The 13,866-nt window shown below is 73.1% G+C and carries 13 protein-coding genes; 5 read left to right on the forward strand and 8 right to left on the reverse strand.

All coding sequences use genetic code 11. The annotated features are described in order from the left end of the window. Positions 1 to 91: 91 nt before the first annotated feature. The gene (locus IGS67_RS02570; protein ID WP_192277494.1) at positions 92 to 1,717 is read left to right on the forward strand and encodes a DHA2 family efflux MFS transporter permease subunit; all 1,626 of its coding nucleotides are present in this window, start codon (positions 92 to 94) and stop codon (positions 1,715 to 1,717) included. A 133-nt stretch (positions 1,718 to 1,850) separates the two neighbouring features. Here IGS67_RS02570 and IGS67_RS02575 read toward each other — a convergent pair whose 3' ends face one another. The 4 genes from IGS67_RS02575 to IGS67_RS02590 all read right to left on the reverse strand — a co-directional run bounded on the left by IGS67_RS02575 (position 1,851) and on the right by IGS67_RS02590 (position 5,364). Then, positions 1,851 to 3,287 (reverse strand): class II fumarate hydratase, encoded by a 1,437-nt coding sequence (locus IGS67_RS02575; RefSeq protein ID WP_192277496.1) that lies wholly within the window; start codon positions 3,285 to 3,287, stop codon positions 1,851 to 1,853. An 88-nt stretch (positions 3,288 to 3,375) separates the two neighbouring features. Next, on the reverse strand, positions 3,376 to 4,047 hold the full coding sequence (locus IGS67_RS02580) for a carbonic anhydrase (protein ID WP_192277498.1): 672 nt from the start codon (positions 4,045 to 4,047) through the stop codon (positions 3,376 to 3,378). 100 nt (positions 4,048 to 4,147) lie between these two features. After that, on the reverse strand, positions 4,148 to 5,131 hold the full coding sequence (locus tag IGS67_RS02585) for a PfkB family carbohydrate kinase (RefSeq protein WP_328741372.1): 984 nt from the start codon (positions 5,129 to 5,131) through the stop codon (positions 4,148 to 4,150). Continuing rightward, positions 5,128 to 5,364: an exodeoxyribonuclease VII small subunit gene (locus IGS67_RS02590; protein WP_192277500.1), complete on the reverse strand. Its 237-nt coding sequence runs from the start codon at positions 5,362 to 5,364 to the stop codon at positions 5,128 to 5,130. The genes IGS67_RS02585 and IGS67_RS02590 overlap by 4 nt, the downstream gene beginning before the upstream one ends. 78 nt (positions 5,365 to 5,442) lie before the next feature. Between IGS67_RS02590 and IGS67_RS02595 the strand changes: the two genes are divergently transcribed. After that, complete coding sequence (locus IGS67_RS02595; RefSeq protein WP_192277502.1) at positions 5,443 to 6,501, forward strand: serine hydrolase domain-containing protein; 1,059 nt, start codon at positions 5,443 to 5,445, stop codon at positions 6,499 to 6,501. Between the two features lie 80 nt (positions 6,502 to 6,581). On the opposite strand, the gene xseA is transcribed toward IGS67_RS02595, so the two are convergent. Both xseA and IGS67_RS02605 read right to left on the reverse strand, forming a co-directional pair. Beyond that, a complete protein-coding gene (xseA, locus tag IGS67_RS02600) occupies positions 6,582 to 7,835 on the reverse strand; it encodes an exodeoxyribonuclease VII large subunit (RefSeq protein WP_192277504.1) in 1,254 nt (417 codons plus the stop codon). Then, positions 7,832 to 7,996, reverse strand: a complete 165-nt coding sequence (locus IGS67_RS02605) for a hypothetical protein (protein ID WP_192277506.1) — start codon at positions 7,994 to 7,996, stop codon at positions 7,832 to 7,834. The genes xseA and IGS67_RS02605 overlap by 4 nt, the downstream gene beginning before the upstream one ends. A 126-nt stretch (positions 7,997 to 8,122) precedes the next feature. Here IGS67_RS02605 and IGS67_RS02610 point away from each other — a divergent pair, with 126 nt between their 5' ends. After that, positions 8,123 to 9,175, forward strand: coding sequence for a 4-hydroxy-3-methylbut-2-enyl diphosphate reductase (locus IGS67_RS02610; RefSeq protein WP_192277508.1), 1,053 nt, complete (start codon positions 8,123 to 8,125; stop codon positions 9,173 to 9,175). A gap of 71 nt (positions 9,176 to 9,246) precedes the next feature. On the opposite strand, the gene cysM is transcribed toward IGS67_RS02610, so the two are convergent. Together cysM and IGS67_RS02620 are read right to left on the reverse strand one after the other, a co-directional pair. After that, on the reverse strand, positions 9,247 to 10,152 hold the full coding sequence (gene cysM, locus IGS67_RS02615; protein ID WP_192277510.1) for a cysteine synthase CysM: 906 nt from the start codon (positions 10,150 to 10,152) through the stop codon (positions 9,247 to 9,249). A gap of 23 nt (positions 10,153 to 10,175) precedes the next feature. Further along, positions 10,176 to 11,477 (reverse strand): DNA recombination protein RmuC, encoded by a 1,302-nt coding sequence (locus IGS67_RS02620; protein ID WP_192277512.1) that lies wholly within the window; start codon positions 11,475 to 11,477, stop codon positions 10,176 to 10,178. A 54-nt stretch (positions 11,478 to 11,531) separates the two neighbouring features. On the opposite strand from IGS67_RS02620, the gene IGS67_RS02625 reads away from it, so the two are divergent. Next, positions 11,532 to 12,305, forward strand: coding sequence for an ABC transporter ATP-binding protein (locus IGS67_RS02625; protein ID WP_192277515.1), 774 nt, complete (start codon positions 11,532 to 11,534; stop codon positions 12,303 to 12,305). Beyond that, a complete protein-coding gene (locus IGS67_RS02630; RefSeq protein WP_192277517.1) occupies positions 12,287 to 13,849 on the forward strand; it encodes a hypothetical protein in 1,563 nt (520 codons plus the stop codon). The genes IGS67_RS02625 and IGS67_RS02630 overlap by 19 nt, the downstream gene beginning before the upstream one ends. The last annotated feature ends 17 nt before the right edge of the window (positions 13,850 to 13,866 follow it).

Consider the following 13,866-nt stretch of genomic DNA (forward strand, 5'->3'; position numbering starts at 1 on the left):
GCACGGCGCCGCACCCGCACCCGCGGGTGCGGCGCCGTCGTCGTCCGCGGACACCGTTGTCCGTGCTGACACGACGTGGTTAACCTGCACCGTGAGCCACGACCCCCACGCCCCCGCGCCGACCCCGACCCCGGCGACAGCGCCGCTCGTCGACCTCGGCGGACGCAGCCCGTGGAGCATCCTCCCGGCGCTCTGCCTCGGCTTCTTCGTCATCATGGTCGACACGACCATCGTCAACATCGCGGTCCCGACCCTCCAGACGGCGTTCAGCGCGACCCTCACGACCGTCGGCTGGGTCAACAGCGCGTACCTCCTGAGCTTCGCGGCGCTCCTCCTCGTCACGGGCCGCCTTGGTGACCGCTTCGGGCCGCGCCCCGTCTTCGTGTGGGGGCTCGTCGTCTTCACGCTCTCGTCGCTCGCGTGCGGCCTCTCCGGCCTCGCCGGGTCCATCGAGCTGCTCGTCGCCGCGCGCGCCGTCCAGGGCGTCGGCGCAGCCCTCATGACGCCGCAGACGATGTCGATGATCACGCGCGTCTTCCCGCGCGAGCGTCGCGGCGCCGCCATGGGCGTGTGGGGCTCGGTCGCGGGCCTCGCGACGATCGCCGGGCCGCTCCTCGGCGGGCTCTTCGTCGAGACGATCGGCTGGGAGTGGATCTTCTACGTCAACATCCCTGTCGGCATCGTCGCGCTCGTCCTCGCCGTCCGCACCCTGCCGACGCTTCCGACGCACTCGCGGTCGTTCGACATGGTCGGCGTCGTCCTGTCCGTCGTCGGCCTCTTCCTCCTCGTCTTCGGGATCCAGGAGGGGCAGAGCTTCGGGTGGGGGCGCGTCATCGGGCCCGTGACGGTCTGGTGGATCCTCGGCGCGGGAGCCGTCGTCACCGCGGCGTTCCTCGCCTGGCAGAAGCGGCGTGGGCCGGACGCGCTCCTTCCGCTCACGCTCTTCACGCACCGGACGTTCGCGCTCGCGAACGTCGGCGGAGCCGTCGCGTCGTTCGCGATGATCGGCATCTTCTTCCCGCTCACCCTGTTCCTCCAGCAGGTGCTCGGTCTCAGCGCGCTCCACGCGGCGCTCGTCAACCTGCCGGGGTCGGTGCTCTCCGGCATCGTCGCGCCGTTCGCGGGACGGCTCGCGGACAGGGTCCCCGGCAAGTGGGTCGTCGCGGCAGGTTTCGGTCTCCTCGTGACGTCCGTCGCGTGGGTCGCGCTCGTCGTCGAGCCCGGCATCTCGGTGTGGCACGTCTACCCGCCGATGGCTCTTTTCGGCGTCGGCACGGGCATGCTGTTCTCCCCGCTCGCGGCGCTCGCGACGTCGGGCTTGGCGCCAGCGACGGCAGGAGCCGGCGCGGGCGCGTTCAACATGAACCGGCAGGTGGGCGGCGTCATCGGCTCGGCCGTCATCGTCGCGACGCTCACGTCGCGCATCGCCGTCGAGATCCCCGCGGCGCTCGCCCGTGCGTCGGAGAGGCTTCCCGACGACGTGCGCGAGGTCGTCGGGAGCCTCGCGCCGTCGCTCAGCAGCGGGCTCGGTGCGGCGGGTGCGTTCGACGTCCCCGCGGGCGTTCCCGCCGACATCGCCGCGCAGGTGCGGGAGGTCGTGCTCGGTGCGGTGCACGCGGGCTTCGCGACGGCCGTCGGCCAGACGATGCTGCTCGCGGCGGGAGTGCTCACGTTCGGCCTCGTCGCGGCCCTCGCGATGGAGAAGAACCCGCACTGAGAACCGCGTGGAGGTCGGAAGAGCATCCGGACCCAGCCCCGGACTCAGCCCCGGACGCGGCCTCCGGCTCGTCCCGGACGCGACGCGGCCCCGGACGCCGTGAGGAGTCCGGGGCCGCGTGCGCACCAGCAGGTCAGGCCTGCGGCGGGCGCGTCATGCTCATGACGTCGAGCGCCTCGTCGAGCTGTGCCTCGGTGACCTCGCCGCGCTCGACGAAGCCGAGGTCGACGACCGCCTGACGGACGGTGACGCCCGCCTTGACGGCGTGCTTGGCGACCTTCGCGGCCGCCTCGTAGCCGATGACGCGGTTGAGGGGCGTGACGATCGACGGCGACGACTCGGCGAGCGCGCGCGCCCGCTCCTCGTTCGCCGTGATACCCGCGACCGTGCGGTCCGCGAGGACGCGCGACGCGTTGGCGAGCAGACGGATCGACTCGAGGATCGACGACGCGATGACGGGGATCTGGACGTTGAGCTCGAACGAGCCCGACGCGCCCGCCCACGCGACCGTCGCGTCGTTGCCGATGACGCGCGCGGCGACCATGAGCACGGCCTCGGGCACGACGGGGTTGACCTTGCCCGGCATGATCGACGAGCCTGGCTGCAGGTCGGGGATGAAGATCTCGCCGAGGCCCGTGTTGGGGCCCGAGCCCATCCAGCGCAGGTCGTTGCAGATCTTCGTGAGGGAGACGGCGATCGTGCGCAGGGCGCCCGAGAGCTCGACGAGGCCGTCGCGCGAGGACTGCGCCTCGAAGTGGTCGCGTGCCTCGGTGAGGGGCAGGCCGGTGTCCTCGACGAGGAGTGCGATGACGCGCTGCGGGAAGCCGGCCGGGGTGTTGATGCCCGTGCCGACGGCGGTGCCACCGAGCGGGACCTCGGCCGCGCGGGGGAGTGCGGCCTCGAGGCGCTCGATGCCGTAGCGGATCGCGGCCGCGTAGCCGCCGAACTCCTGGCCGAGCGTCACGGGCGTCGCGTCCATGAGGTGGGTGCGGCCCGCCTTGACGACCCCGGCGAACTCGGTGGCCTTCGCGCCGAGCGTCTCGGCGAGGTGCTCGAGCGCGGGCACGAGGTCGCCGACGACGCCTGCGGTCGCGGCGACGTGCGCCGACGTCGGGAAGACGTCGTTCGACGACTGCGACGCGTTGACGTGGTCGTTGGGGTGGACCTCGCGGCCGAGGTGGCGGGTCGCGAGGGTCGCGAGCACCTCGTTCGTGTTCATGTTCGACGACGTGCCCGAGCCCGTCTGGTAGACGTCGACGGGGAAGTGCGCGTCGTGCTGGCCGGTCGCGACCTCGTCGGCCGCTGCGACGATCGCGTCGGCGACGTCCTGCGGGAGGACGCCGAGCTCGGCGTTGGCGCGGGCGGCGGCCTTCTTGATGCGCGCGAGCGCCTCGATGTGGCCGCGCTCGAGCACCGAGCCGGAGATCGGGAAGTTCTCGACGGCCCGCTGCGTCTGCGCGCGGTAGAGCGCAGCAGCGGGGACGCGGACCTCTCCCATCGTGTCGTGCTCGATGCGGAAGTCAGCGTCCTGGGCAGGGATCGGCGCGTCGCCGACAGCGTTGTCAGTCATGGGTCCATGGTGCCGCACGACGCGCCCCGGTCTCGACCCGGGAAGCGCCGCCAAAAACGGGACCTGGGTCACACCGCCGCGCGTCTCCTCAGAGGGTGACGGGCTCCTCGCCGACGTCGCCCTTGACGGAGAGCAGCGTCGCGCGGCCGTCCGCGAGGGTGTACTCGACGCCGACGATCGCGACCGTTCCCGCGTCGACCTCGGCCTTGATCGCGGCCGAGTACCCGTAGAGCTGGTCGACGGTGTGGCGCACGTGCTGGCGGCGCAGGGTGTCGGGGTCGGTGAAGTCGCCACCCTCGGCGGTCGCGCCGACGATCGAAGGGATGACGCGGTCGACGACCGCGCGCACGAACCCGTCTGTCTGATCGCCCGTCGACAGGGTGTGCGCCGCTGCGGCGATCGCGCCGCACGAGTCGTGCGCGAGGACGACGATGAGCTGCGCGTCGAGCACGCCGATGCCGTACTCGATGGACCCGATGACGGTCGTGTCGAGGACGTGGCCGGCCGTGCGGACGACGAAGGCGTCGCCGAGGCCCTGGTCGAAGATGATCTCGGCGGCGACACGCGAGTCGGAGCAGCCGAAGATCACCGCGAAGGGGTTCTGGGCGACGGCGAGCTCGGCGCGCCGCGCGGCGCCCTGCGACGGATGGAGCATCGTGTCCGAGACGAAGCGCGCGTTGCCTGCTTTGAGCGCCCGCCATGCAGCGGCGGGGGACTCGGTGGGCTTGGTCGAGGAGGTGGTCGCGTTCACGTTCGTCATTGTGCGCCTGTCCTTCGGTTGCCGCAGGTCCGTCCATGTGACGTCCGACACGCGGGACGGCCGTTCCGGCAGGTGGACCGCCGGTCGGAGGGGCTGCTGGTCAGACGGGCCCGGGCCCGTCGAGCTCCGCGCGTCGCGGCGGGTTCGCGCCCGCACGTGACGTCGTGATCGCTGCGGCCCTCACCGCACGTGCAACGACGTCCCGCAGGAGGTCGGGCTCGATCGCGAGCAGCGCCGCACGGCGCGGCGCGCCGAGCAGGTCGTGGCTCCACAGGCCGTCGATGAGCGTGCCCGTGAACGCGTCGCCCGCGCCGACCGTGTCGGCGATCTCGACGGGTACGCCGGGAACGTCGACGCGACCCGCCGCGGACCACGTGCTCGCACCGTCAGCACCGCGCGTGAGGACGACGATCGCCCCTGACCTCTTGTGCCACAGCGCCGCCGTGACCTCGGGGTCACGGTGCGGGTAGAGCCACGCAAGACCCGCGTGCGAGACCTTGACGACGTCCGCGAGCATGAGGAACCGCTCGACGCCCGGCGCGGCCGTGAGCGGGTGCCCGAGGATCGCGGGCCGCACGTTCGGGTCGAACGTCACCGTCGAGACCCGTCGCTGCACGGCGAGCAGGTCCGCGACCGCGTCGGCACCCGGCGCGAGGGCGGTCGCGAGCGACCCCGTGTGGACGACGAGCGTGTCCGGGGCGACGTCGATGCGGTGCGGCAGCCGCCACTCGATCTCGAAGTCATAGCTCGCGGTGCCTGACGCGTCGAGCGTCGCGGTCGCGATCGACGTCTCCGGTGCGCCCGTCGAGCCGAGGTGCAGCCCGACTCGGGACCCCTCGAGCCAGCGACGCACCATTGCCCCGTACGCGTCCTCGCCGATCCACGTGAGGAGCTCGACGTCGCGCGCGAGACGACCGAGCGTCAGCGCGACGTTCGCGGGGCTGCCGCCCGGGTGCTCGTCGACCGAGCCGTCCGTGCGCCGCACCGTGTCGATGAGAGCTTCGCCGACGACGAGCGCACGACCCGCCGGCCCTGCGGGGACCGGCGTCGAACCCGTCGTCGGCAGGGGCTCGTGAGGGGTCACGCCTCGTCCCCGTCCGCAGCCCGGCCCTCACTGGTCGCGGCGTCAAGACGCTCACGGGCGCCGTCGAGCCACTCCTGGCAGCGCGCGGCCAGCGCCTCGCCGCGTTCCCAGAGCACGAGGCTCGCCTCGAGGGTCTCGCCGCCGGCCTCGAGGCGGGCGACGACCTGGACGAGCTCGTCGCGGGCCTGCTCGTACGAGAGGGCAGCGACGTCGGGAAGCGGGGTTTCGGGCACGGGTCCACCGTAGCGGCAGCCGCCGACATCCGCGGAAAGCAGGCGACCTACGGCCCACCAGCGTGCCACCCTGGGCGCATGAACGAGCACGAGCACGTGGCACCGGGCTGGGACGACGCGGCCGACACCCTGCGCGGCCTCGCCGCACGCGACCGGTTCTCCGGCGTCGTCGTCGTCGAAGGGTCCGACGGGCCGCGGCTGCGTCTCGCGCTCGGCGTCGCAGACCGCGCGGCCGGCCGTCCCGTGACGTTCCACGACCGCTTCGGCACCGCGAGCGTCTCGAAGATGCTCACCGCGGCGGCCGTGCTCGACGCGCACGTCGCAGGCCTGCTCGACCTCGACGCCCCGGTCGTCGACCTCCTGCCCGCCGCGCGTCGGCCCCGAACGCTCGACCCACGCGTCACCGTGCGGCACCTGCTCACGCACACCTCGGGCATCGGCGACTACGCCGAGGAGGACGACACCCAGCCCGGCTACGTCCCCGACTACGCCGCGCTGTGGCGCACGACCCCGTCCGTGACGATGGAACGGCCCGACGACTTCCTCCCGCTCTACACCGACCTCCCGCCCGTCGACGAGCCGGGTGCGGCGTTCCACTACTCCAACAGCGGCTACGTGCTCCTCGCGGCGCTCCTCGAGGAGGTGACGGGCGACGCGTTCGTCGACCGCGTGACCGAACGCGTCCTCGTCCCCACGGGCATGACGTCGAGCGGCTATCTGCGCCTCGACGAGGCGCAGCCCGACGTCGCGACCGGCTACCTGCCGCGACGCCGCGGCGCTCCGTGGCGCTCGAACGTCCTGGCCGTGCCCGTCGTCGGCGGGGGCGACGGCGGCTGCTTCCTCACGGCTGACGACGCGACGCGCTTCGCCCGCGCGCTCGGCGACGGCACGCTGCTCGGAGGCGAGGTCGCGCGCCTCATGCGCACCCCGGGTCCGCGCATCGACGTCGACGCGTCGATGGGGCACGGCGTCTACCTGCTCGAGGACGGTGCGCTCGGGCACGACGGCGGTGACCCCGGCGTCGAGGCCTACGTCCGCTACGACGTCCCGACCGACACGACCGTCGTCATCCTCTGCAACGGTGAGGGGATGCTCGACGGCGCGTGGCGGGCCGTGCGGGAGGTGTTGCGCGGGTAGGCCCGCGCGCCACCGCCGCCTGTGCCGGACGGCGCTCGGCCGCGTGCATCACGAGCGGTCCAGCGTCCTCCACGAGCGGCTCAGCGCGCCTCGGCGGCGACCTCGCCGTCCGCGAGGCGCACCCGCAGCGCGTCGCCGGCCGTCACCTGGCCTGGCTCGCGCAGCACAGTGCCGTCCGCGAGCTGGACGACCGCGTACCCGCGTTCGAGCACCGCCGCGGGGGACAGCGCCCGCACCTGGGCACGCAACGTCGCGATGTCCGCGCCGCCGCGGAGGAGCGCGGCGGCGAACGCCGACCGGCCGCGCTCGCGGACCCGTTCGACGTCGGCCTCGCGCGCATCGACCATCGACGCCGGCCGGGCGAGCGCGGGACGTGAACGGACCTGCTCGAGCCCCCGTGCCTCGCGGTCGAGCAGCGCACGGACCGCGAGCGTCGCGCGCTGGCGGGCCTGGCGCAGCCGCAGTCGCTCCTCCGAGACGTCGGGCACGATGCGCTTGGCCGCGTCCGTGGGCGTCGAGGCCCGGTAGTCGGCGACGAGGTCGAGCAGCGGCGCGTCGGTCTCGTGCCCGATCGCCGAGACGAGCGGCGTGCGGCACGCCGCCGCGGCCCGCACGAGCGCCTCGTTCGAGAACGGCAGGAGGTCCTCGACCGCGCCGCCGCCACGTGCGACGACGACGACCTCGACCTCGGGCAGCGCGTCGAGCTCCGCGATCGCGGCGGTCACCTGGTGCACCGCGTCCTTGCCCTGGACGGCGACCTCGCGGATCTCGAAGCGCACCTGCGGCCAGCGGGCGCGCGCGTTGACGACGACGTCGTGCTCCGCCTTCGACTCGCGTCCGCACACGAGCCCGACGACGCGCGGGAGGAATGGCAGCGGCTTCTTGCGGTCCGCGTCGAAGAGTCCCTCCGCTGCGAGGACCTTCTTGAGGTGCTCGATGCGGGCGAGGAGCTCGCCCGTGCCGACGGGGCGGATCTCGTCGGCCTGCATCTGGAACGAGCCGCGGCCCTTCCAGAACGTCGGCGTCGCGTGGACGACGACGTGCGCGCCCTCGGTGAGGGGCACCTGCTGCTTGGCGAGGACGTTCGCGTACATCGCGACGGGCAGCGAGACGTCGGCGTCCGTGTCCCGCAGGGTGAGGAACGCCATCGACGCGCCCGGGCGGCGGTTGAGCTGGACGACCTGGCCCTCGACCCACGTGGGGCTCATACGCGCCATGTAGTCGGCGATCTTCTGGGAGAGCAGCCGGACGGGCCAGGGGTTCTCCGCGGTCGTGTCGAGGGCACGCGCGGGCAGGGGCGCGCGCCCGGCGGGGCGCTGGTCGTCGGAGGTCACGCGCCCATCATGCCCGCCCCCACCGACATCCGACCGCTCCCAGCGACCTCCGGCCGCTCCCAGCAACCTCCGACCGCCCCACCGGCCTCGACCCGGTGACCCTTCATCTCCACCTCCCTCTTCTCCTCCTCCCTCTTCCGCGACTCGGAGGTCTGGAGCACCGTTCGACGGTGCTCCAGACCTACGAGTCGGTTCGCTCGGGAGCGGGCGGGAAGGCTTCGAGGGGAGAGGGTGCGGAGGTGGGGTGCGTCACGGCCCGTCGGGAGCCCCTCACCTAGACTGGCCGGGTGACCACCACCTCTGCCTCGCCGGCCCCCGCGACCGACGCCCCGACGACCGGACGGGTCCTGCTCGCAGCCCCGCGCGGGTACTGCGCAGGCGTCGACCGCGCCGTCGTCGCCGTCGAGAAGGCCCTCGAGCACTACGGCGCCCCCATCTACGTGCGCAAGGAGATCGTCCACAACAAGTACGTCGTCGAGACGCTCGCCGAGCGCGGCGCGATCTTCGTCGACGAGACCGACGAGGTTCCTGAGGGCGCACGCGTCGTGTTCTCCGCGCACGGCGTGTCCCCGGCGGTCCACGAGGCGGCCGCAGCGCGCTCGCTCGAGACGATCGACGCGACGTGCCCGCTCGTCACGAAGGTCCACAAGGAGGCCGTGCGGTTCGCGGCTGACGACTACGACATCCTCCTCATCGGCCACGAGGGCCACGAGGAGGTCGAGGGCACCGCGGGCGAGGCCCCCGAGCACATCCAGATCGTCAACTCGCCCGACGAGGTCGACAAGGTTGTCGTGCGCGACCCGGACAAGGTCGTGTGGATCTCGCAGACGACGCTCTCGGTTGACGAGACGATGGAGACCGTGCGCCGGCTGCGTGAGCGCTTCCCGACGCTCCAGGACCCGCCGAGCGACGACATCTGCTACGCGACGCAGAACCGTCAGGTCGCCGTGAAGAAGCTCGCGCCGCGCTGCGAGCTTGTCATCGTCGTGGGTTCGCGCAACTCGTCGAACTCGGTGCGGCTCATGGAGGTCGCCAAGGAAGCTGGCGCCGACGACGCGCACCTCGTCGACTACGCCAAGGAGATCGACCCGGCGTGGCTCGAGGGTGTGACGACGGTCGGTGTGACGTCGGGTGCGTCGGTTCCCGAGATCCTCGTCGAGGAGGTTCTGCGGTTCCTCGCGGAGCGCGGCTACGGCGAGGTCGAGGAGGTCCGGACGGCGACGGAGGACCTCATGTTCTCGCTGCCGCGTGAGCTGCGCGGCGCGCTCAAGGCCGCGGGCCAGGGTTCGGGGCGTCCCGAGCGTGAGGGGCGGCGCGCGCTGCGTGTCGAGGCGGTCTGACAAGCACTGCACGACGGCCGGTCATCCTGCGGGGTGGCCGGCCGTTCGCGTGGGCGGAGCCTGCGAGGACGTCAGTCCGGGAAGATACCGGTCGAGAGGTAGCGGTCGCCACGGTCGGGGAGGATGACGACGATCGTCGCGCCCTCGACCTCGCGGGCGAGATGGAGGGCGACGGCCGTCGCGCCGCCGGCCGAGACCCCGGCGAAGATGCCTTCGCGCGCGGCGAGGGCGCGGGTTGTGTCCTCGGCCTCGGTCTGGGTGACGGTGCGGATCGCGTCGATGACCGACGGGTCGTGAATCGCAGGCAGGTACTCGGCGGGCCAGGCGCGGATCCCGGCGATGCGTGCGCCCTCGGCGGGCTGCACGCCGACGATCCGAACGTCCGCGCTGCGCTCCTTGAGGTAGTGACCGGCACCGACGATCGTGCCTGTCGTCCCCATCGAGGAGACGAGGTGCGTGACACGTCCGCGTGTTGCCTCCCAGATCTCGGGGCCGGTCGTGCGGTGGTGGGCGTCGGGGTTGTCGGGGTTGGAGAACTGGTCGAGGACGACGCCCTCGCCGCGGGCAGCCATAGCGGCGACGAGGTCGCGCGCGTGCTCCATACCGAGCGCGGGGTCGGTGAGGACGAGCTCGGCGCCGTACGCGCGCATGGTGCGAGCGCGCTCGACGGAGAGGTCGCCGGGCATGACGAGGACCATGCGGTACCCCTTGATGGCGGCGGCCATGGCGAGCGCGATGCCGGTGTTGCCGCTCGTCGCCTCGACGAGCGTGTCGCCGGGGCGGATGGTGCCGCGTTCCTCGGCGCGCTGGATCATGTTGAGCGCGGGGCGGTCCTTGACGGAGCCGGCGGGGTTGGTGCCCTCGAGCTTGGCAAGGACGACGGTGCCGGTCGCGGCGTCCTCCGCGAGGCGTTGCAGGCGCACGAGGGGGGTGCGGCCGACGGTGTCCTCGAGCGTGGGGTAGTCGGGCCCGGTCATGGGTGTCCTTCCGTCGGCGGTGCTCAGCCCAGGCTACGCACGTCCGCGGTGACGTCACCGCTGGGGTCGTCGTCGTCCCGCGTGGCGAGCACCGAGAGCAGCGGGGTTGCGGGAGGGGGAGCGTCGAGCTCTGCGTCGGTGACGCCGAGGTCGCGGAACCTCCGTGCCGTCACGAGGACACGGGTCTCGAGGGAGCCGACGGCCTGGTTGTAGGCGCCTGCCGCGGACTCGATCGCGCGACCGACCTTGCCGAGGTGCCCGGAGAGCGTGCTGAGCCGCGTGTGGAGCTCGCGGCCGAGCGTGAGGACCTGCTGCGCGTTCTCAGCGAGGGTCTCCTCGCGCCACGCGTGCGCGACGGTCCGCAGGAGCGCGAGCAACGTCATGGGGGTCGCGACGACGACGTTCTTCGAGAACGCGTGCTCGACGAGGCCGCCGTCGGCCTCGAGCGCCGCGTGGAGGAACGGCTCGGCGGGCACGAAGAGCACGACGAACTCGGGCGACGGGGCGAGGTGCTCCCAGTAGCGCTTGCCGCCGAGGTCGTCGATGTGCCGCCGCACGGCGCGGGCGTGCGCCGCGAGCCGCTCGGTGCGCACCGCCGGGTCGTCGGACTCGCACGCCTCGAGATAGGCGTTGAAGGGCACCTTGGCGTCGACGACGACGTTCTTGCCGCCCGCGAGCCGCACGACCATGTCGGGGCGGAGGGCGCCGTCGTCGGTGCGGACATGGACCTGCTCGTCGAAGTCGACGCGGTCGAGGAGCCCCGCGGCCTCGACGACGCGGCGGAGCTGGGTCTCCCCCCAGCGGCCGCGGACATCGCTCGTGCGGAGCGCGGCGACGAGCCGGCCGGTCTCGGCGCGGAGGAGCTCTGACGACTCCCGCATGGCGCGCACCTGCTCGCCGAGGCTCGCGCTGCTCGCGAGGCGCGCACGCTCGGCGGCCGTCACCTCGGTGCGCAGCTGGCCGAGGGTCGTCGCGATGGGGTCGACGAGCGCCCGCACGGACTCCTCGCGCCGCAGCATGTCGGCCTGCCCGGCGACCTGCGTGGCCCGCAGCCGCTGCTCGGCCAGGCCGAGGAACTGTTCCGAGCTCGATGCGAGGGCCTCGGCGGCGAGCACGCGGAAGCGGTCCTCGGCGCGCTTGCCGGCCTCGACCTCCGCGGCGAGACGCTCCGCGCCCGCGCGGCGCTCCGCCTCGAGCTCGGTGCCGAGCCGTTCGGCGCGCAGCGCGTGCTCGCGGTCCGCGCGTGCGCCGCGCACGACGGCACCGAGGTAGCCGAGAGCGGCGCCCACAAGCAGCGCCGCGAGGAGAGCAACAGGGTCGTTCATGTCGCTGAGCCAAGCACGTGCCACCGACATTCGCGCGAACGTTAGGCTCGGCGCATGGATGCATCAGCGGCGCCACCGTTCGCGATCGAGGCGCGCGGCCTCTGGCGCCGCTTCGGGACGACGGTCGCGGTCGCAGGGATCGACCTTCTCGTGCCCACGGGCTCGTTCTACGGCGTCGTCGGTCCCAACGGTGCGGGCAAGACGACGACGCTCTCGATGATCACGGGCCTCCTGCGTCCCGACGCGGGGCACGTGAGCATCCACGGCACCGACCTGTGGGCCGATCCAGATGTCGCGAAGCGACTCCTCGGCGCGCTGCCCGACGGCGTCCGGCTCTTCGACCGCCTCACGGGCGCGCAGCTCATCACGTACGCGGGCCTTCTGCGCGGCCTCGACCGCGACGTCGTCGCCTCCCGCACCGGCGAGCTCCTTGCCGCGCTCGACCTCGAGCAGGCGGGCAGCACGCTCGTCTCCGACTACTCGGCGGGCATGACGAAGAAGGTCGCGCTCGCGACCGCAATCGTCCACGGGCCGCGCGTCATGGTGCTCGACGAGCCGTTCGAAGCCGTCGACCCGGTGTCGGCCGCCAACATCCGTGACATCCTCCGACAGTTCGTCGCGGGCGGCGGCACCGTCGTCGTCTCGTCGCACGTCATGGAGCTCGTCGAGCGCATGTGCGACCACGTCGCGATCGTCGCCACGGGGCGCGTCCTCGCTGCGGGGACGGTCGACGAGGTGCGCGGCACCGCGACGCTCGAGGACCGGTTCGTCGAGCTCGTCGGCGGTCGCCGCACGTCCGAGGGGCTGCAGTGGTTGCACACGTCGTGAGGCTGCGGCTCACGCTGTGGGCCGGAAGCCTGCGCACGAGCCCGTGGCAGATCGTCGGGCTCGCGCTGGGACTGCTCAACGCTGTGCTCGTCTCGCTCGTGCTCGTCGGGTCGATGGCGTACACGCGGACGATCGCCGAGGAGACGTGGGACGTCACGCTCATCGTCGGTGGTGCGCTCGTCGTCGTCGGCTGGTGGGTCGTGCCGCTGCTCGCGTTCGGTGTGGACTCGGCGCTCGACCCGCGCCGGTTCGCGCTGCTCGCTGTGCCGCGCAGGCCGCTGCTCGCGGGGCTCGCGGTCGCGGGCCTCCTCGGCATCCCGGGGCTCACGACGCTCGCGGTCGCGACGGCCGGGCTGCTCGTGTGGGTGCCTGACATCCTCCCGATCATCGTCGGGCTCGTGCTGCTCCCCGTCGTCATGCTCACGTGCATCGCCGGCTCACGGGCGTTCGCGCTGCTCATGGAGCCGTTGCTCGCGGCGCGGCGCTTCCGGGAGGTCGTGGGCGTGCTCGCGCTCGCCCCGATCGTCGTCGTCGCGCCCGCGCTCGGGCAGTCGCTGCGCGCGCTGCGGCGCGGCGCGGACGTCGCGCCCGCGCTCATCGAGATCGTCGGCTGGACGCCGCCCGGCGCGGTGTGGGCCGTGCAGGTCGACGTCGCCCAGGGCCGCTGGGGCCGGGCTGCGGCGCACCTCGCGATCGCGCTGGTCACGGCGGCGCTGCTCGTCAAGCTGTGGGACGCCGGGCTCGAGCGAGCGCTCACGACGCCGCCGCCGCGCCCCAACGTCGTCGCGCAGCACGGCCCGGGCTGGTTCGGTCGCCTGCCTGCAACGCCGACGGGGGCGGTGCTCGCGCGCAGCCTCACGTACTGGGCGCGCGACTCCCGGTACATGTCGAACCTCACGGTGCTGCCCGTGCTCGTCGTCACGCTGCACGTCCTGTCGCAGGGTGCGGTCCCGGTGACGACGATCATCGCCCCGGCGATCGTCGCGTTCACGCTCGGCTGGGCGGTCGTCGCGGACGTCGCGATGGACTCCTCGGCGTTCTGGCTGCACGCGTCGGCGGGGGTGCGGGGGATCGCGGACCGCACGGGGCGGGCGCTCGCCGTGCTCGTCGTCGGCGTGCCGGCGGTCGTCCTCACGTTCGTCGCTGGTGCGTGGCGGGCGGACCGCTGGGACCTTGCGCCCGCGTCGCTCGGACTGTCGGCGGTGCTGCTGGGGGCGTCTCTCGGGATCTCGTCGCTCGTCTCGGCGTGGGTGCTGTTCGCGGTGCCAGCGCCGGGGGACGGGCCGTTCTCGACCCCGCACGGCTCGGCGACCGCGAACCTCTTCGTGCAGTCGCTCGCGTGGATCGTCGTCATGGTGCTCGCGACGCCGTCGATCGTGCTGACGGTGTACGCGTGGCGCGGCTCGGCGGCGGCGGGGTGGGGCGGTCTCGCGCTCGGTCTGACGCTCGGCGTCGGGCTGCTCGTCGCGGGGCTGCGGGCCGGCGCGCGCATCTACGACGCGCGCGTCCCCGAGCTCGTCCACGCGTTGCGCTCGCGCGGCTGAGGTCGCCGGCTCGGCGT

The sequence above is a fragment of the Flavimobilis rhizosphaerae genome (assembly GCF_014852685.1).
GTDB lineage: Bacteria > Actinomycetota > Actinomycetes > Actinomycetales > Cellulomonadaceae > Flavimobilis > Flavimobilis rhizosphaerae.

Excerpts from the sequence above, each read along its gene's own strand:
- IGS67_RS02575 (WP_192277496.1), bottom strand. The coding sequence starts at position 3,287 with ATGACTGACAACGCTGTCGGCGACGCGCCGATCCCTGCCCAGGACGCT.
- IGS67_RS02580 (WP_192277498.1), bottom strand. The coding sequence starts at position 4,047 with ATGACGAACGTGAACGCGACCACCTCCTCGACCAAGCCCACCGAGTCC.
- IGS67_RS02595 (WP_192277502.1), top strand. The coding sequence starts at position 5,443 with ATGAACGAGCACGAGCACGTGGCACCGGGCTGGGACGACGCGGCCGAC.
- cysM (WP_192277510.1), bottom strand. The coding sequence starts at position 10,152 with ATGACCGGGCCCGACTACCCCACGCTCGAGGACACCGTCGGCCGCACC.
- IGS67_RS02620 (WP_192277512.1), bottom strand. The coding sequence starts at position 11,477 with ATGAACGACCCTGTTGCTCTCCTCGCGGCGCTGCTTGTGGGCGCCGCT.
- IGS67_RS02625 (WP_192277515.1), top strand. The coding sequence starts at position 11,532 with ATGGATGCATCAGCGGCGCCACCGTTCGCGATCGAGGCGCGCGGCCTC.